This is a genomic window from Amycolatopsis sp. NPDC049868 (assembly GCF_044461365.1).
Lineage (GTDB): Bacteria > Actinomycetota > Actinomycetes > Mycobacteriales > Pseudonocardiaceae > Amycolatopsis.
Map to the genome: position 1 here is coordinate 171420 of NZ_JBITKV010000015.1, position 17450 is coordinate 188869.

General features: G+C 69.2%; 15 protein-coding genes. 9 read left to right on the plus strand and 6 right to left on the minus strand.

What is annotated here, in order from left to right:
- The first annotated feature begins 15 nt into the window (after positions 1-15).
- From ACIBTM_RS39980 to ACIBTM_RS39990, 3 genes are read left to right on the plus strand one after another with little or no spacing between them, the layout of a single operon-like run.
- The gene (locus ACIBTM_RS39980) at positions 16-309 is read left to right on the plus strand and encodes a DUF503 domain-containing protein (RefSeq protein WP_016332602.1); all 294 of its coding nucleotides are present in this window, start codon (positions 16-18) and stop codon (positions 307-309) included.
- Between the two features lie 26 nt (positions 310-335).
- Positions 336-812, plus strand: coding sequence for a 30S ribosome-binding factor RbfA (gene rbfA, locus ACIBTM_RS39985; protein ID WP_016332603.1), 477 nt, complete (start codon positions 336-338; stop codon positions 810-812).
- A gap of 16 nt (positions 813-828) precedes the next feature.
- Positions 829-1659, plus strand: coding sequence for an alpha/beta hydrolase (locus ACIBTM_RS39990; RefSeq protein WP_395882341.1), 831 nt, complete (start codon positions 829-831; stop codon positions 1657-1659).
- A 94-nt stretch (positions 1660-1753) separates the two neighbouring features.
- On the opposite strand, the gene ACIBTM_RS39995 is transcribed toward ACIBTM_RS39990, so the two are convergent.
- The 4 genes from ACIBTM_RS39995 to ACIBTM_RS40010 form a co-directional block, all read right to left on the minus strand.
- Positions 1754-2701 carry an ABC transporter substrate-binding protein gene (locus tag ACIBTM_RS39995; protein WP_395882342.1) on the minus strand — a complete coding sequence of 316 codons (948 nt, stop codon included), beginning with the start codon at positions 2699-2701 and terminating at the stop codon, positions 1754-1756.
- 11 nt (positions 2702-2712) lie between these two features.
- Positions 2713-3480 carry an amino acid ABC transporter ATP-binding protein gene (locus ACIBTM_RS40000; RefSeq protein ID WP_395882343.1) on the minus strand — a complete coding sequence of 256 codons (768 nt, stop codon included), beginning with the start codon at positions 3478-3480 and terminating at the stop codon, positions 2713-2715.
- Positions 3477-4421 carry an amino acid ABC transporter permease gene (locus tag ACIBTM_RS40005; protein ID WP_395882344.1) on the minus strand — a complete coding sequence of 315 codons (945 nt, stop codon included), beginning with the start codon at positions 4419-4421 and terminating at the stop codon, positions 3477-3479. The genes ACIBTM_RS40000 and ACIBTM_RS40005 overlap by 4 nt, the downstream gene beginning before the upstream one ends.
- 193 nt (positions 4422-4614) lie before the next feature.
- The gene (locus ACIBTM_RS40010) at positions 4615-5658 is read right to left on the minus strand and encodes a TRM11 family SAM-dependent methyltransferase (protein WP_395882345.1); all 1044 of its coding nucleotides are present in this window, start codon (positions 5656-5658) and stop codon (positions 4615-4617) included.
- Between the two features lie 40 nt (positions 5659-5698).
- Here ACIBTM_RS40010 and ACIBTM_RS40015 point away from each other — a divergent pair, with 40 nt between their 5' ends.
- Positions 5699-6694 carry a bifunctional oligoribonuclease/PAP phosphatase NrnA gene (locus ACIBTM_RS40015; RefSeq protein ID WP_395882379.1) on the plus strand — a complete coding sequence of 332 codons (996 nt, stop codon included), beginning with the start codon at positions 5699-5701 and terminating at the stop codon, positions 6692-6694.
- Between the two features lie 48 nt (positions 6695-6742).
- Positions 6743-7897, plus strand: coding sequence for a preprotein translocase subunit SecY (locus tag ACIBTM_RS40020; RefSeq protein ID WP_395882346.1), 1155 nt, complete (start codon positions 6743-6745; stop codon positions 7895-7897).
- Positions 7898-7902: 5 nt separating this feature from the next.
- Here ACIBTM_RS40020 and ACIBTM_RS40025 read toward each other — a convergent pair whose 3' ends face one another.
- Positions 7903-9240: an FG-GAP repeat domain-containing protein gene (locus ACIBTM_RS40025; protein ID WP_395882347.1), complete on the minus strand. Its 1338-nt coding sequence runs from the start codon at positions 9238-9240 to the stop codon at positions 7903-7905.
- A 39-nt stretch (positions 9241-9279) separates the two neighbouring features.
- Positions 9280-10581 carry an FG-GAP repeat domain-containing protein gene (locus ACIBTM_RS40030; RefSeq protein WP_395882348.1) on the minus strand — a complete coding sequence of 434 codons (1302 nt, stop codon included), beginning with the start codon at positions 10579-10581 and terminating at the stop codon, positions 9280-9282.
- A gap of 128 nt (positions 10582-10709) precedes the next feature.
- On the opposite strand from ACIBTM_RS40030, the gene ACIBTM_RS40035 reads away from it, so the two are divergent.
- The 4 genes from ACIBTM_RS40035 (at position 10710) to ACIBTM_RS40050 (ending at position 17270) form a co-directional block, all read left to right on the plus strand.
- Positions 10710-13730 (plus strand): BTAD domain-containing putative transcriptional regulator, encoded by a 3021-nt coding sequence (locus ACIBTM_RS40035; RefSeq protein ID WP_395882349.1) that lies wholly within the window; start codon positions 10710-10712, stop codon positions 13728-13730.
- A gap of 25 nt (positions 13731-13755) precedes the next feature.
- The gene (locus ACIBTM_RS40040; protein ID WP_395882350.1) at positions 13756-14436 is read left to right on the plus strand and encodes a M15 family metallopeptidase; all 681 of its coding nucleotides are present in this window, start codon (positions 13756-13758) and stop codon (positions 14434-14436) included.
- Between the two features lie 6 nt (positions 14437-14442).
- A complete protein-coding gene (locus tag ACIBTM_RS40045; protein WP_395882351.1) occupies positions 14443-15768 on the plus strand; it encodes an MATE family efflux transporter in 1326 nt (441 codons plus the stop codon).
- Between the two features lie 191 nt (positions 15769-15959).
- Positions 15960-17270 carry a nitrate/nitrite transporter gene (locus ACIBTM_RS40050; RefSeq protein ID WP_395882352.1) on the plus strand — a complete coding sequence of 437 codons (1311 nt, stop codon included), beginning with the start codon at positions 15960-15962 and terminating at the stop codon, positions 17268-17270.
- Positions 17271-17450 lie beyond the last annotated feature (180 nt).

The window sequence follows — 17450 nt, forward strand, 5'->3', positions numbered from 1 at the left end:
CAACCCAGAACCCATATGTTCGTAGGAGCCCTTGAGCTCGACATCCTGCTGGGCGACGTCCACTCGCTCAAGCAGAAGCGATCCGTGATCAAGCCGGTGCTGGCCGAGGTGCGCAGACGTTTCGACGTCTCCGTCGCCGAAGCGGGCCATCAAGACCTGCACCGGCGCGCGCTGATCGGTGTGGCCGTGGTCGCGGCGAGTGGCGAGCACGTTCGAGACGTGCTCGACTCGTGTGAGCGCCTCGTGGCGGGCAGGCCGGAGTTCGAACTGCTCTCCAGCCACCGCCGGCTGCTCGGCCCGGATGACTGACGAATTTTTCAAGGAGACGAAATCCCATGGCCGACCCCGCTCGGGCTCGTAAGCTCGCCAAGCGGATCTCACAGATCGTCGCGCACGCGATCGAGCACGACATCAAGGATCCGCGGCTCAATTACGTGACGATCACCGACACGAAGATCACGGCGGATCTGCACGACGCCACGGTCTACTACACGGTGCTCGGCGAGAACCTGGAGTCCACGCCCGATCACGCCGGTGCCGCGGCGGCGCTCGAATCCGCCCGCGGTGTGCTGCGCACGAAGGTCGGACAGGGCACCGGAGTCCGCTACACTCCGACGCTGGCCTTCGTGGCCGACAGTATTCCTGAGGACGCCAAGCGCATCGAAGACCTTCTCGCGAAGGCGCGGGAAGCCGATGCGGAGGTCGCCCGGCGGGCCACTGGGGCGCAGCACGCCGGCGAAGCCGACCCGTACAAGCCGCCGCGGGAAGAGGCCGAAGACGATGAGTTCGCCGACGAGGAGACCCGTCGCTGAGGGACCGGACCACGCCGTGAGCCGGCGCGGTCTCCTGCTGGGAGCCGCGGCTCTCGGCGGCTCGGCGCTGATTTCCGCTTGCGGCGCCGAGAAGCCGCCCCTGGTGGGGCCGCCGCCGGTGGCCCCACCGACCACACCGACGCCGCTCACCGAAGCGGTCACGGTGCAGAAGATGCGGTCGGCGGCACGGAACCGCGACGTCAACCTCGTCATCATCGCGCCCGACGGCGTGTCCCGGGTCGGGATGCCGGTCTGCGTCGCCCTGCACGGACGCGGCGCGGACGCCCGGACCTTCCTGAACCTGGGCGTGCAGGACGCGCTGAACCGGGCCGTCGCGACCGGATTGCCCGGCTTCGCGGTGGCCGCCGTCGACGGGGACAACTACTGGGTGGACGTCGGCAAGGCCGACGACCCGCAGCGGATGCTGTCCGACGAGCTGCCCGGCTGGCTCGCCCAGCGCCAGCTGCGGCCGCCGTCGGCGATGTTCGGGATCTCGATGGGCGGATTCGGCGCGCTGCGCTACGCCCGCGACCACAAGAACCTCAAAGCCGTCGCCGTCGCCAGCGCGGCACTGTTCGTGAGCTGGCCCGATGCCAAGTCCCGCAAGGTCTTCGCGGATCGCGCGCAGTGGGAATCGCACGAGCCGCTGCTGCACACCGGCGACCTTTCCGCCGAGTCGACCGGGGTGTGGTGCGGGAATTCGGATCCCTTCGCCCGTGCCGACCGGAAACTCATCAAGGCCCTGGACCCGGCCGTCGCGAAGATGTCGCCTGGCGCGCACAACGACGACTACTGGCGCGAGATCATGCCCGACGTGCTGAAATTCGTGGGGGAACGCCTCACCTGACGGGTGCAGGAACACCTCGCGTGCAATGAAAGGTCCTTTCCTTGCGAAATTTGCAAGGAAAGGACCTTTCATTGCACGCCCCGGGGCCAGGTGACTACTTGCGCGGGAGGCCCTGCGGGTTGACCTGCGACGCTTCGACGGCCTCGTTCCCCAGATTCCAGCGCTTGAGCACCTCGGCGTACTGGCCGTTCTTGAGCACGGACTGGATCGCTTGGCGCAGCGGCTCGGCGAGCCCGTTGCCCTTCTTGGTCATCGCCGCGATGTCGGCCGGGATCTGCCCGCCGCCGGAGACCGTGCCGACGATCTTGGTCTGCCCGTCCACGGCGACGTGGTACGCGGCCGTCGGGTTGGGGCCCGTGTAGGCGTCGATCCGGCCGGACTGCAATGCCAGGTAGTAGTCGGTGGTGTTCTGGAAGTACTGGAACTCCACCGGTTTCAGGCCCGCCGCCTTGTTCTGCTCGTCCCAGCGCACCAGGATCTGCTCCTGGTTGGTCCCGGAGCCGACCCCCACCTTGAGCCCGGCGATGTCCTTGGGCTCCTTCACGGTGACATCGCGGTTCTTCTTGACCTCGAAGGCGATGGTGTCCTTGCGGTAGGTGGCGAAGTCGTACTTGTCCTTGCGTTCCTCGGTCACCGTGATGTTGGAGAACCCGGCCGCGTACTGCCCGGTCTCCACCGAGAGGAACAGGTTCTCCCAGGACGTCGCCTGGAGGTCGAGTTCCAGCCCCAGCACGTCCGCGACCAGTTGTGCGATGTCGGTCTCGACGCCGATCACCGTCTTGTCGTCGTCGGCGCGGAACGACAGCGGGGGAGTGCCGTTGCCGGTGGTGCCGACGGTCAGTTTCCCGCTGTCGCGTACCGCTTTCGGCACCAGATTCGCGATGGCATCGACCTTCTGCGCCCGGATCCGGTTCTGCTGTGCGGTGATGTTGATCCCTTCGGTCCCGGGTCGCGGCGCGGCGGGGGCGGCGGCCTCGGTCGTCCCGCACGCGGTCAGCGCGACCGTGGCCAGTAACAGGATCGGGGTCAAGAGTTTTCTCACGGTGGTACTCCTTAAAGGACCTTTTCGAGGAACGCCCGGGTGCGGGGATGCTCTGGCGTGTCGAGGATCTGTGCGGGCGGGCCCTGTTCGACGACGCGGCCGGCGTCCAGGAACACCACGGTGTCGGCCACTTCCCTGGCGAAGCCGATCTCGTGGGTGACGACGATCATGGTGGTGCCGTCGCGGGCGAGTTTCTTGATCACGTCGAGCACTTCGCCGACCAGTTCCGGGTCGAGCGCGGACGTCGGTTCGTCGAACAGCAGGACCTCGGGCCGCACCGCGAGCGCGCGGGCGATCGCGACCCGTTGCTGCTGCCCGCCGGAAAGCTGCCGCGGATAGGCGTCCGCCTTGTCCGCGAGCCCGACCAGCGTGAGCAGTTCCCGAGCGTGGTCCGTCGCCTCCGCGCGGGACCGGCGCTGCGCCGAAATCGGTGCCTCGACGACGTTCTCCAGCGCCGTGAGATGACCGAACAGGTTGAAGTTCTGGAACACGAACCCGATCCGCGTGCGCTGCTTGAGGATCTCGCGTTCGCGCAGTTCGTGCAGCCGGTCACCCGAACGCCGGTACCCCATCAGTTCACCGCCGACGCTGATGAAGCCGCGGTCGGCGCGGTCGAGATGGTTGATCAGCCGGAGCAGCGTCGACTTACCGGAGCCGGAGGGGCCCAGCACCACGGTCACCTCGCCGGGCCGGACCTGGAGGTCGACCCCGTCGAGCACGGTCAGCGCGCCGAAGGCCTTGTGCACGCCGCGGACGTCCACCTCGAACTCTTCGCTCATCGGGCCGCCTTCAGTTTGGCGAGGCCGGCGCGGGCCTGCTGCAGGGGAGTGGGCGGGACGGTGCGCAGAGCCCCCTTGGCGTAATGGCGTTCGACGTAGAACTGCGCCACCGAAAGGAGCGTGGTGAGCAGCAGGTACCAGGCGGTGGCCACCAGCAGCAGCGGGATCACCCGGCCGTTGCGGCTGTAGATCACCTGGACCTGGTAGAAGAGTTCCGGCAGTGCCATCACGTACACCTGCGAGGTGTTCTTGACCATGCCGATGATCTCGTTGGCCGCGTTCGGCACGATCGAGCGCATCGCCTGCGGCAGCACGATCCTGCGGAACTGCCTGCTCGCCGGGATGCCCAGCGCCGCGGCGGCTTCTCGCTGCCCCTGATCGACCGCGAGGAAACCGGCGCGCACGATCTCCCCGGAATAGGCGGCCTGGTGCAGGCCGAGACCGAGCCCGGCCGCGAGGAACGGCGGGATCAGGCTCATCGTGTCGAACGAGACGAACGACGGGCCGAACGGGACGCCGAAGGAAAGCTGGTTGTAGAGAATGGCGAGGTTGTACCAGAAAAGCAGCTGGAGAATGAGCGGCACCGAGCGGAAGATCCACGTGTAGGTCCAGCTGACCGAACGCAGGAGCGGATTCCGGGAAATGCGCATGAGCGCGAGAACCGTGCCCAGCACGAATCCCGCGACCACGCCGAACACCGTCAATTCTACCGTCAGGACGACCGAGGAGACAACGGCGTCGGCGAACACGTAGTCGGCGACGACCTGCCATTCCCACGCCTCGTTGGTCACCAGAGCGTGCCCCGCCATGGCCACCAGGACGGCGACCACCGCGGCGGCCAGCCAGGTCAGCGGCCGCCGCGCGGGCACGATCTTCAGTCCTTCCTCCGGCCGGGCAGGTGCCGGCGGCGGCGCCGGTGGCGCGTCCAGATCACTGGTCATAAGACACCTGTCTCGCGGGAAATGGGCAGCACGAATCGCCGAAAAGCGGAAAGGTCGAAAAGGAAACACTCCAGGCGCGGCATTGATCGCCGCTTTCCTTCTCGCTGAGCCGACTTTAGGAAGAGGTGCCCGTTCCGGTCAACGAAGCCGGTGCCGGTTCCAGATGCTGGAAGTCTCGCCGGTCACGAGCCGGTCAGGCGGGTTTGGCCGCGACGATCAGATCCCGCACGATCGCCTGGTCCACCCGGTGGGCGAATCCGGCGTACGGGCCGTCCTCACGGACCTCCAGGCCCGCTTTGTCCAGGATCGCGGCGAGTTCCTCGCGCGGCGCGACGTTGGTGTTCCACGAGATGCCGAGCGCGCCGCCAGGGCGCAGCACCCGCGTCCACACCGGGACCGCGGCCGCGAGCAGGTCGCGCGGGCTGCGCGCGAGCGACGCGTCCTGGGTGCGGTGGCTGCCGTGCTGCACGCCGTACGGGGCGTCGGTGACGATGAGGTCCACCGAGTTCGGCCGCAGCAGTTCGTCGGTGGTGAGCGTGTCGCAGTTGAGGTAGCTCAGCTTGCGGACCTCGCCCGCCTTGTACTGCTCCTTGGTGATCCCGAAGCCGATGTCGAGCCGCCTGCCGAGCCGGACCTTGTTGCGGCGTACCTGACCGGATTCGGCGCTGTGCTTGATCCGCTTCTGCTTCAGCCAGGTCTTGATGAACATCTCGTAGGAGTCGAAGTCCTTGCCGTCCACGTCGAGACCGGTGGCGTCGAAGCCGTACATCATCGCCTGGTTCAGCGTGGTGCCGCGGCCGCACAGCGGATCGAGCAGGTGCAGCGGCTTGTCCAGCATCGCGGCCGGGTTCGCCGTCGACAGGAGGGTGACGTTGACGAGGAGTTTGGTGAACAGCTCGTTCGTCTTGCCCGGGTACTTCTGGATGGTCAGCAGATCCGAGTCGAACTTCGCGAGCGGGCTGATCGTCACCGGCTTCAGGACACCGTCGCCGAGTTCGAACAGCGCGTACAGCGCCGAAAGGTTCGAAAGGAGCGCGAGATCGCGTTCGCTCAGCGGGGCGGGCGTGGTGAAGGTGAGGTAGCCGACGCCGCCGAGTTCCGTTTCGCCGATCTCGGAGATCTCGGTCTCCAATGCGGACAGACCGAACACCGCCAGTTCCGCGCGCAGGAGGGCCGGGGTGGAGTCGGTGTAGACCCGGTTGGCGGACGGGTAGACCAGGATCGCGTACTCGGACATCCGGTAGAGCGTAGCTTGACTGATTGTGACAGCCACTCCAGTGCCGAACCTGAAGGAAGCCGCCGCCCTCCTGGCGCGCGCCACCGACGTGACCCTGCTCGGCCATGTCCGCCCGGACGCCGACGCGCTCGGCAGCGCGCTGGCGCTGGGGCGGGCACTTCAGCTGCGCGGCGTCAAGGTCCGCGTCTCCGTCGGCGAGCCCGAGGAGATGCCCGAAACCCTGCGGAGCCTGGACGCCGGCGGGCTCTACGTCCCCGCGAGCGAGCTGCCGGAGAGTGAACGGCTGCTGGTCGCGCTCGACACGCCCACTCCGGGCAGGCTCGGGAAACTCGCGCAGCGGGTGGACGCCGTCCGCGCGGCGGGCGGCGACGTCCTGGTGATCGACCACCACGCGTCCAACGTCTTCTACGGCACGCACCACGTCGTCGACGACACCGCCGAAGCCACCGCCGTCCTCGTCTTCGCGTTGCTGGAGGAGCTCGGCACCGAGCTCGACGAGCCGATCGCGCGCTGCCTGTACGCGGGGCTCGTCACCGACACGAGCGGGTTCCGCCGGGCGCGGCCCTCCACCCATCTGATGGCCGCGAAGCTGCTCGAAGCCGGGGTCGACCCGGACAAGGTGGTCCGCGAGATCGTCGACGACCACCCGTTCGCGTGGCTGCCGATGCTTTCGGACGTCCTCGCGGGCGCCCGGCTCGAACCGGACGAGGCTCGCGGCTTCGGCCTCGCGTACGCGGTCGTGACGCTCGACGCCGCGCGGTCCGTCCGTGCCGAGGAGGTCGAAGCGGTCATCGACGTCGTCCGGTCCATTCGCGAGGCCGGGGTCGCCGTGGTGCTCAAGGAGGCCGAGCCGATCGGACCGCGGCGCCGGTGGACGGTCTCGCTCCGTTCGGCGGGCGGCGTCGACGTGTCGGCCGCGGCCGGGGAGCTGGGCGGCGGAGGACATCGCCAGGCGGCCGGGTGCACCGCGGAGGGCACGGCCGACGAGGTGCTCGGCAAGCTCCGGGAAGCCTTGTCGAGGGCGCCGCTGCTGTGACGGACGGTGTCATCGGAATTTCATCGGTGGTTCCTAACGTGAGCCACGATGAACGACCGAACCTCGCTCCGCCGCCGGATCCTGGTCACGTTGGGCGTGATCGGGCTGTTCCGGCTGGGCCAGAGCCTGCCCACGCCCCAGGTGACCGTCCGCGCGCCGATAGGTGATCACCCGCTGCGGTGGATCCTCGACCTCCTCACCGGCGGAGACCTGGCCACGGTTTTCGGATTCGGTGTCCTGCCCTGCCTGGTCGCCCCGTTCGTCCTGCGAGCGCTGATCGTCCTGATCCCGCGACTGGCGGCGCTCCGGGCGGAAGGTGAAGCCGGAGCCAGGGTGCTGACGCGGTACCGGCGACGGCTCGTCGTCGTGCTCGGCCTGCTGGGTGCCGTCGGCCTGGTCTTGTCCCGAGGACAGGACGTCCTGGACGGAGCCGTGACGGTGGCGTGCCTGACGGCGGGCACCGCACTGGTCCTGCGGCTGACCGAGCTGATCACCGACCGGGGCTTCGGCGACGGCGTCCGGATCCTGCTGCTCGCGCAGGTCCTGGCGGTGCTGCCGCCGGAGTTCCTGAGCCTGTACGAAAGGACGGGCTGGGCGGCTGTCGTGGTCATGGCCATGGTGACGCTGTCGATCACCGTGATCACGATCGTCGTCGCGCAGGGGCAGCGCCGCGTCCCGGTTCAGTACGCCAAGAGGATGATCGGCAGGCGCGCTTTCGGCGGCACTCCGTCCTACATTCCCCTTCGCTTCCCCCAGGCGAACACTCCGGCCGTCCTCGCTGCGGTCCTGCTGTGGGTGCTTCCCTTCGATCTGGGAGATCCCTGGTGGATCGCGGTCTACTTCGTCCTCGTCTGCCTCTTCGCCTTCGCCAGGGCCGCCGTGGCGCTGGACATGGGCAAGGTGGCGGGTGAGCTGGTGCGCGTGGGTGGTTTCGTCCCCGGGATCCGGCCGGGGAACTGGACCGCCGAATACCTCGACTACGTGAACCGCCGGATCATCGCCTTCGGAGCGTTCAGCTTGGGAGTGGTCGCGCTGATCCCGGTCGCAGGTTCGGCCCTGCTGGGCGTCACCCCGGCGACGCTGTTCGTCGCCGGGGTGACCCTGCAGGTGGTGCTCGTCTTCCTGGTCAGTGTCTCGCTCGACACCACGCGGCAGATCGAGTCGCTGCGCCGGCAACGACGCTACGAACCGTTCCTCCGCTGACCGCTTCAGAAGTGCGGAAGCCACCCGCCGCCGAGGGCGTCGGCGGGACCGAATTTGTTGCCGCCCTTGCCGTTCCAGAGGTACAGGGTGCCGGTGGTCTTGTTGATGGCGCCGATGTCGGAGTGGCCGTCCTTGTTGACGTCTCCGAGTGACATGAGGGTGGCCTGGTAGTCGCCCCAGCCTCCACCAATGGCGTCGGCGGCGCCGAACTTGTTGCCGCCCTTGCCGTTCCAGATGTAGAGGGTGTTGCCGTCCCGCACCGCCGCCAGATCGGTCTTGCCGTCGTTGTTGAAGTCGCCCGCCACGGGTGCGGTGAAGGGTTCCCAGCCGCCACCGACGGCGTCGGCGGGGGTGAAGTGGTTGCCGCCCTTGCCGTTCCAGATGTAGAGCGTGCCGTCCTTGACGGCCGACAGGTCGCTGATGCCGTCGTTGTTGAAGTCTCCGGCGACTGGCGCGCTGAAGGGTTCCCAGCCGCTGCCAACGGCGTCGGCGGTGCCGAACTTGTTGCCGCCCTTGCCGTTCCAGACGTAGAGGGTGCCGTTCTTGACGGCGGCGAGGTCGGTTTTGCCGTCCTTGTTGAAGTCTCCCGCGGCGGGCCGGGTGAAGCCTTCCCAGCCGCCGCCGACCGGGTCGGCGGTGCCGAAGTTGTTGTTGCCCTTGCCGTTCCAGATCGTCAGCGTGCCCGTGCCGGTCGCGTAGATGTCGCCGACGCCGTTGCCGTCGAAGTCACCGCCGTCCGTGGTCGAGCGCTGCCACAGTGCGCTGACGATCTTCTGCGCGTCCCCGGCCTCGGTCTGGTAGCGGTCCGGATAGGCCGAGACCTGCACCGCCTGGCACACCTCGCCGATCGGCGCCGAGTTCCAGGAACCGTTCGGGTACACGCGCACCATCTTGTCGAGGAAGGCGTTGGTGGCCCAGACGGGGTTGAGCCGGTTCGTCGCGCTGCCCCAGGACGCGCGTTGCTGGAACAGGCCGAGACTGTCGTGATCGACCTCTTCGCTGATGTTCTGGAGACTCGTCTCGACGATCACCGTGGCGATGGCGATGGCCGCGGCTCTCTGGTTCAGCCCGCGATCGCGGACGGCGTCGACGACCATGCGGGCGCACGACATCCGGTACGCGGTCAGGTATCCCCGCATCTTCGCGGTCAGGGTGCCGTTGAGCTGCGTGGCCAGGGCGGCGTCGCCGCTGGTCGTGCCCGAGCGGTCGCACGGGGCCGTCGCGTAGGCGGTGGTCACCAAGCCGGCCGGTTCCTCTTCGGCGTGCGCGACGGGGGACAGGGCGGTGATCGCGAAGACGGTCAGAGCTGCCGTGGTCGCACGGCGGGTGAAGTTCTTCGACACTGCTCGACCTCCAAGGTCGTGGGGTGGGGACGGAACCGGTCAGAAGTGGGGGAGCCAGCCGCCGCCGAGGGCGTCGGCCGCACCGAATTTGTTGCCGCCCTTGCCGTTCCAGAGGTACAGCGTGCCACTGGTCTTGTTGATGGCGCCGATGTCGGAGTGGCCGTCCTTGTTGACGTCTCCGAGTGACATGAGGGTGGCCTGGTAGTCGCCCCAGCCTCCACCAATGGCGTCGGCGGCGCCGAACTTGTTGCCACCTTTGCCGTTCCAGATGTAGAGGGTGTTGCTGTCGCGGATGGCGGCGAGGTCGGTTTTGCCGTCGTTGTTGAAGTCTCCGGCGATGGGTGCGGTGAAGGGTTCCCAGCCGCCGCCGACGGCGTCGGCGGGGGTGAAGTGGTTGCCGCCCTTGCCGTTCCAGATGTAGAGCGTGCCGTCCTTGACCGCGGAGAGGTCGCTGATGCCGTCGTTGTTGAAGTCTCCGGCGACTGGCGCGCTGAAGGGTTCCCAGCCGCTGCCCACGGCGTCGGCGGCGCCGAATTTGTTGCCGCCCTTGCCGTTCCAGACGTACAGCGTGCCGTTCTTCACCGCGGCGAGGTCGGTTTTGCCGTCCTTGTTGAAGTCACCGGCCGCGGGCCGGGTGAAGCCTTCCCAGCCGCCGCCGACCGGGTCGGCGGTGTCGAAGTTGTTGTTGCCCTTGCCGTTCCAGATCGTCAGCGTGCCGGTTCCGGTCGCGTAGATGTCACCCGCGCCGTTGCCGTCGAAGTCGCCGCCGTCGAGGGACTTTTCGATGACCTTGTCGTAGCGGATGCCGCGGTAGGTGGTCATCTCCGACCAGGAGTTGGTGTTGTGGTTGGTCTTCTGGCCGTAGTCGTTCTCCGAGTAGACCCAGGCGCCCGCCGAATGGTTCTTGGGGTCGACCCACTTCTCGAACAGCTCGATGTGACCGTTCTTGAGCAATGCGTCACCGGGCAGCAGATCGTGCAGGCTCGGCAGCCAGGACTTGTGCGAATAGGACTCGAAGTCGCCGGTGTTGAGATCCCAGCCGTCGGATTTCTTGGGCAGGTGCCAGGCCATCGCGACGAGACCGGAACAGTCGGGCCGGTACTTCCCGCCGGTGCCGTCGGAGATCGCGTCCGCCTGGTCCTGGCTGTACCAGGTGTCGCCCCGGTCGTACCAGTACTTGGCGCGGGCGATGATCTCGGCGCGGGTGATGGAGCCGCCCACTGTGGACGCCGCACTCGCTTCGTTTCGCGTGCCGAACGTGAGCAAGCCTGCGACAAGTGTCACGAGGGCCATGAGCGCGGAGGCGAACCGGACCGCTCGTGGAGAACCGGAGCTGTTCATGACGACCTTTCCTGAGCATGATGTGGAGTGGACAGCACAGAGGCTCCGGGAGGCCGCTGTAGCCACGCTTCAACGCGGGCTACAGCGAGGCGGCGCGCTGTAGGTGGATCCGCTCTGGGGAGGGACGGATGAGGTTTTCTCTGCTCGGGCCGATGGAGGTGGCGGGCCCGTCGGGGCCGATCACGCTCCCGGGGGTCAAGCCGCGCACACTGCTCGCCGCGCTGCTGCTGGGCTACGGCCGGACGGTGCCCGCCGAACGGCTGATCGGTGTGGTCTGGGGCGAGGAGCCGCCCACGACCGCCCGCGCCGTGGTGCAGACGTATGTCGCGACACTGCGCCGCGCGTTCGACGCGGCGGGCTTGCCGCAGGTCATCGTGTCCGATCGGAACGGCTACCGCGCCGACGTCGCCGAGGACGCCCTCGACGTGCGGATGTTCGAGCAGCTGGTGGAACGGGGACGGCTGGCCGCGCAGAGCGGCGACCACACCGAGGCGGCGGACCTCTTCCGCACCGGCCTCGCCCTGTGGCGGGGCCCCGCGCTCGGCGGTATCGGGGAGTCGTTCCTGCGCGCCGAAGCCACCAGGCTGGACGAGCTGCGCCTGACCGTCACGGAGGAGCGGGTCGACGCGGACCTGGCGGCGGGGCAGGGGCCGCGGCTGCTCGCGGAACTCACCGAACTGGTCGCCCTGCATCCCACGCGGGAGCGGCTGCGCGGCGGCCTCATGGTCGCGTTGTACCGGTCCGGACGGCAGGCCGAAGCGCTGGAAACCTACGAACGCGGCCGGAAGGTGCTGGCCGACGAGCTGGGCATCGATCCCGGCCCGGAGCTGCGCCGGGTGCACGAGTCGATCCTGCGCTCCGACACCGCCCTGCTCCCGGCCGTCACCTCCCGCACCCCGCGGCAGCTGCCGTCGCCGCCACCCGATTTCACCGGCCGGGTGCTCGAACTCGCGGCGCTGCGCGCGACCTTGGTGCGGCCCGGCGAGATGCCGGTCGCCGTCGTCTCCGGCGCGGGCGGCGTCGGCAAGTCCACCTTGGCCCACCGGATCGCGCACGAGATCGCCGAGCATTTCCCCGACGGGCAGCTGCACCTCGAACTCCACGGCTCCACCGACGGCCCGGCGACCGCCGAAGAGGTACTCGGCCGCGTCCTGCGCGACTTCGATCCCGCGACGCCGGCGCCCGGCTCACTCGACGAGCGGGTCGCCCGCTACCGGACGGTGCTCGCCGGCACCCGCACGCTCGTCGTGCTCGACGACGCCGCGAACGAGGCGCAGGTCCGGCCGTTGTTGCCCGGCGGCCCGGGATGCGCGGTGATCGTCACGTCGCGCAACCGGCTTCCCGCGCTGGCGGGCGCGACCTTCTTCGAACTCGGGGTGCTGCCCGCGGACGCCGCGCTCGACCTGCTCACCCGCATCGTCGGGGCCGAGCGCGCGAGCACCGAGCCCGCTTCGGCCGCCGAGATCACCGAGCTGTGCGGGCAGTTGCCGCTCGCGATCCGCGTCGCCGGCGCGCGGCTGGTGTCCCGGCGGCAGTGGTCGTTGTCCCGGCTGGCGAACCGCTTGGCCCAGGAACAGCGCCGCCTCGACGAACTGGTGGTCGGCGACCAGGAGGTGCGGGCCAGTATCAACCTGAGCTACACGCTCCTGCCCAAGGCGGCGCGGACCGCGTTGCGACGGCTGGGCTTGCTCGGCCTCGCGCATTTCCCCGCGTGGGTCGCGGCGGCGGCGATCCAGGCCGATCCGGACGACGCGGAGCAGGTGCTCGAAGACCTCGTCGACGTGTCGCTTCTCGAAGTCGACGGCGTGGATCCCTTGGGGCTCATGCGTTACCGGCTGCACGACCTCGTCCGCCTGTTCGCGCTGGAACGCGCCGTCGAGGAGGAGCCCGCCGCGGACCGGGCCGCCACCGTCGAGCGGGTGCTCGGTGCCTGGATCTGGCTGGTCGAACGGATCAACGAGACCCAGCCGCCGGTCGTGCCGTCGATCCAGGGCATCTCCCGGCTGGGCCGTCCCGTCGACGAGGAGATCGCCCGGCGGGTCGTGGCCAGGCCGTACGAATGGTTCCGCGCCGAGGAGGAGGCGATGACCACCGCCGTCGAACTGGCGGCGGCACTGGATCTGGTCGACATCGCGGTCGAACTCTCGTCGGCCTTGTGCGGCACCGCGTTCGGCGGGCACAACCGGGTCCTCGACGATTCGCTCGGCTCCTGGCGCCGCACCCACGACGCGGCGCTCACCGCCGCCCGCCGCACCGAAAACGCCTTGGGCGAGGCGACTCTGCTGGCGGGGCTCGGGCAGCTGTACTACGAACACGACGACTTCCCCCGGTCCCGCGCGCATCTGAGCCAGGCGCTGTCGATGTTCCGCGCCGCCGGTGACGTCCGCGGCGAGGCCGCCACCCTCGCCGCGCTCGGCGCCGCCTGCCGTGAGCAGGGCTACCTGCCCGAGGCGGTGCACTTCCTGGACCGGGCCGGGCGGATGTGGTCCGGTCTGGACGATCCGGGGGCGATGGGCCACGTCCACCGGCTGGCCGGCACGGTACGGCTGGAGCTGGGCGAATACCCGGCAGCGCTGACCGCGCTGACCGAGGCACGAGCGTCGTTCGCGGCGGCGGGCTCCCGGCGCGGCGAGGGACTGACGCTGCGCAGCCTTTCGCTGTACCACCGGGCCCGCGGCGAGTGGGCCGAAGCCGAAGAGTTCGCGCGTGCCGCGCTCGCGGTGTTCGAGGGCACCGAGGACCGGATGCTGGCCGCCTATTCCGAACGCGCGCTGGCCAAGGCGTTGCTGCGGCGCGGGGACTCGGTCGCGGCGCGGCGGCTGGCGGAGAACGCGCTGGAGGTCTGCCGTGAACTCGGCGACGCCTTCGGCCACGCGTGCACGCTTCGCGTCGTCGGGGAGGTGCATCTCGCCGAAGGCCGGTTGTACCAGGCGAAGGGCTGCCTGGAGGACTCGCTCCAGCGGTGGACCGACCTGCGCGCCGAACTGTTCCGGGCCCGGACTCTGCGGACGCTCGCGGAGGTCCACGACGCGCTCGGCGACGTGCCGTCCGGGCGACGGATGACCACGGAGGCGTGCGAGATCTTCCGGACCTACGGTGCCCGCGAGTATCAGGAGCTCTCGGCTGTAACCGGGTTACAGCGTTCCTGAAGGACGCTGGTGGACAGTGGGGTCCATGTCTTCGTTCGTGTCGTTGTCGGATCCCCACATCGCCGCCGTGCCCGTCCGGGAATGCGGGGAACCCTTGGTGGACCTGCGGGAAACCGGGGCCATCCTGATCGATCCCAGGCTCGCCGACGAACGGGGTGCCTACGCGCACGTGCGGCTCAGCGTCGCGGACCGGCTCGTCGCGGCGCAATGCCAGCTCCCGCGCGGGCTCCGGCTGCTCGTCGTCGAGGGATTCCGGCCGAGGGAGGTGCAGGAGCGGTACTTCGCGGACAGCATGGCCAGGATCGCGCGCGCCAGTCCGGACTGGTCGCCCGGACAGGTGGCCGCCGAAGCCGCCACCTACGTGTCACCGCCCGAAGTCGCGCCGCATGTCGCCGGGGGAGCGGTGGACCTCACGCTGTGCACCGTCGACGGTGTCGAACTGCCGATGGGGACCGACGTGAACGCGACACCGCCGGAATACGGGACGGAATGTTTCACCGAGTCCGCGCTGATCGGTCCCGAAGCGCGCGCGAACCGGGAAACGCTCATCGACGCGATGACCACGACCGGATTCGTGAACTACCCGAGCGAATGGTGGCACTGGTCCTACGGAGACCGGTACTGGGCGTTCACCACCGGTGTGAAGCACGCCCGCTTTGGTCCGGCGGGTTTCCCGGCGACTGGGACTGTCGTACCAGACGTCTAGTCTGCGGTGGTGCCTGAAGCTTCCGAACTCGACGAACGCGTCCCGCCGAAACGCGTACTCGGCCTCGCCGTGCCCGCGCTCGGCGTCCTCGCCGCCGAACCGCTGTACGTCCTGGTGGACACGGCCGTCGTCGGGCATCTGGGCGCGCTGCCGCTGGCCGGTCTCGCCGTCGGCGGTGTCGTGCTGTCGCAGGTTTCGAGCCAGCTGACGTTCCTGTCGTACGGCACCACGTCGCGGACCGCGCGGCTGCACGGCGCCGGACGGCGTGGTGACGCCGTCCGCGAAGGTGTCCAGGCGACCTGGCTGGCGGTGATCGTCGGGCTGGTGGTGATCGTCGCCGGACAGCTGCTGGCCGCGCCGATCGCCCGCGTCCTCTCCGGGGACGACGCGATCACCGACGCCGCCGTCTCCTGGCTGCGGATCGCGCTGTTCGGCACGCCGTTCATCCTGATCACGATGGCGGGCAACGGCTGGATGCGCGGCGTGCAGGATTCCGCGAAACCGTTGCGCTATGTCCTGGCGGGCAACGGGATCTCCGCCGTGCTGTGCCCGGTGCTGGTGTACGGCGCGGACTGGGGGCTGGAAGGTTCGGCGATCGCCAACGTCGTCGCGCAGGTGATCTCGGCGTCGCTGTTCATCGCGGCCCTGGTGCGGGAACGGGTCCCGCTGCGCCCGGAGCCGAAGGTGATGCGCGCCCAGCTCGGCCTCGGCCGGGATCTGGTGCTGCGCAGCCTCGCGTTCCAGGCGTGCTTCGTCTCGGCCGCCGCGGTCGCCGCGCGGACGTCCACCGAAGCCGTCGGCGCGCACCAGGTCGTGCTCCAGCTCTGGACGTTCCTCGCGCTGGTGCTGGACTCGCTCGCGATCGCCGCGCAGTCGCTCGTGGGCGCCGCGCTCGGCGCCGGGGCGAGCAAACGGGCGCGCGGGGTGTCGAACCAGATCACCGGCTACGGCCTGGTGTTCGGCTGTTTCCTCGGCGTCGTGTTCGCGTCGGTGGCCGGGGTGCTGCCGCGAGTGTTCACTTCGGACGCGGCCGTACTCGGCCAGATCCCGCACGCCTGGTGGTTCTTCGTCGCGCTGCAACCGATCGCCGGGGTGGTGTTCGCGCTGGACGGCGTCCTGCTCGGCGCGGGCGACGCCGCCTTCCTGCGCAACGCGACCCTGCTGAGCGCGGCGGCGGGGTTCCTGCCGCTGATCTGGCTGTCGCTCGCCTTCGGCTGGGGGCTGGCCGGGATCTGGACCGGGCTCTCGCTGTTCATGCTGCTGCGGCTGGTGACCCTGCTGGTGCGGTGGCGCTCGGGACGATGGGCCGTGGAAGGCGCCGTCCGCGGTTAGTCCTCTGAATGCGTTCCTTGCGTGTGCAACTACCGCATTCAGAGGACGAAACGCGGGTGGTGGCGGGCTCGCTGTGGCGAAAGCCACCCGGGTAACGGGTATGTTTCGCCGTTGCTTAGGAGCTACAACTATATGAGGCGGCAGTGCGGGCGTCTCTTTCTGCCCGAAACCGTTCCCGAGGAGGAAACACTGTGACAGGCCGAGCCACTCGCCGGTCCTGGTTCATCTGGTTCGCCGCCGTCACCGTCTATCTCCTCGCCGTCTTCCACCGCACCTCGTTCGGCGTCGCCGGGCTCCAGGCCGCCGACCGCTTCGGGGTCGGCGCGGCCGCGCTCGGCACGTTCACCGTCCTGCAGGTCGGCGTCTACGCCGCGATGCAGATCCCCACCGGCGTCCTCGTCGACCGCTACGGTCCACGACGCGTGCTCACCGGCGCCGTGTTCTTCCTCGGGCTCGGCCAGATCCTGCTCGCGGTCGCCGATTCCTACCCGCTCGGCCTGCTCGCCCGCGCCGTCGTCGGCTTCGGTGACGCGCTCACCTTCGTGAGCATCCTGCGGCTGATCGCCGCGCACTTCCCCGGCCGCCAGTACGCCCTGCTCGCCGCGCTGACCGGGGCCATCGGGTACGTCGGCAACCTCGCCGCGACCCTCCCGCTGGGCCTCCTGCTCGACGGTCCCGGCTGGACCCCGACGTTCCTCGCCGTCGGCCTGGTGACGGCCCTCTACACCGCCGTCGTCGCCCTCCGCGTCGAAGACACCCCGCGCGGCCTGCCGGAGCCCGTTCGCGAAAAGGTCCATCCGAAGGTGCTGGGCCGCCAGGTCGCCGACGCGTGGCGCACGCCCGGGACCCGGCTGGGGTTCTGGGTCCACTTCAGCACGATGTTCGCGCCCAACGTGCTGACCATGCTGTGGGGTGTCCCGTTCCTGGTGCAGGGGCAGGGATATCCGAAGGCCACCGCGAGTTCGCTGCTGATCGTGTTCGTGTTCGGCTCGATGATCGGCGGCCCGGTGATCGGCGGGCTGATCGGGCGGCGCCCGTCGCTGCGGATGCCGCTCGTCGGCTGGTACATCGGCGGCGCCGCGGTGATGTGGGCGGTCCTGCTCGGCTGGGGCGGCACGATCCCGGTCGCGGTCCTGGTTCCCGTGTTCGCCTTCCTTTCCCTCGGCGGCCCGGCGTCGATGATCGGTTTCGCGCTGGCACGGGACTACAACCCGCTCTCGCGTGTCGGCACCGCGACCGGTGTGGTGAACGTCGGCGGCTTCGTGGCCACGACGATCTCGGCGCTCGCGGTCGGTGTGCTGCTGGAGTGGACGGGCGGCACCTTCCGGCTGGCGTTGCTGTCGGTCATCGCGGTGCTCGCCTTCGGCACCTTCCGGATGCTCGTCTGGTGGCGGCGAACCCGCGCCGTGCTGTTCGAGGCCGAGGCCCGCGGCGAGGCGATCCCGGTGCAGATCCGGCGCCGCCGCTGGGACGCCGAAGCGCCGATGCCCGTCTCGTCCTAGTCATTCGGGCGGGGTGGCTGGTGTGTCGCGAAAGCCACTTTCGAGACGTCAGGTGTCGCGAAAGTGGCTTTCGCGACATGCCACAACTGGTGTTCGTGTGCCATGCGACGAAAGCGCCCTTCACCGCGTGAGACGCGGGGAAAGTCCCCTTCGGCCCCGCCCGGCCCCGAAAGATAGGGT

Coding starts and splice junctions, on each gene's coding strand:
- ACIBTM_RS40040 (WP_395882350.1), top strand. CDS start 13,756: ATGTCTTCGTTCGTGTCGTTGTCGGATCCCCACATCGCCGCCGTGCCC.
- ACIBTM_RS39980 (WP_016332602.1), top strand. CDS start 16: ATGTTCGTAGGAGCCCTTGAGCTCGACATCCTGCTGGGCGACGTCCAC.
- ACIBTM_RS40010 (WP_395882345.1), bottom strand. CDS start 5,658: ATGTCCGAGTACGCGATCCTGGTCTACCCGTCCGCCAACCGGGTCTAC.
- rbfA (WP_016332603.1), top strand. CDS start 336: ATGGCCGACCCCGCTCGGGCTCGTAAGCTCGCCAAGCGGATCTCACAG.
- ACIBTM_RS40005 (WP_395882344.1), bottom strand. CDS start 4,421: ATGACCAGTGATCTGGACGCGCCACCGGCGCCGCCGCCGGCACCTGCC.
- ACIBTM_RS40035 (WP_395882349.1), top strand. CDS start 10,710: ATGAGGTTTTCTCTGCTCGGGCCGATGGAGGTGGCGGGCCCGTCGGGG.
- ACIBTM_RS40020 (WP_395882346.1), top strand. CDS start 6,743: ATGAACGACCGAACCTCGCTCCGCCGCCGGATCCTGGTCACGTTGGGC.
- ACIBTM_RS40030 (WP_395882348.1), bottom strand. CDS start 10,581: ATGAACAGCTCCGGTTCTCCACGAGCGGTCCGGTTCGCCTCCGCGCTC.
- ACIBTM_RS40000 (WP_395882343.1), bottom strand. CDS start 3,480: ATGAGCGAAGAGTTCGAGGTGGACGTCCGCGGCGTGCACAAGGCCTTC.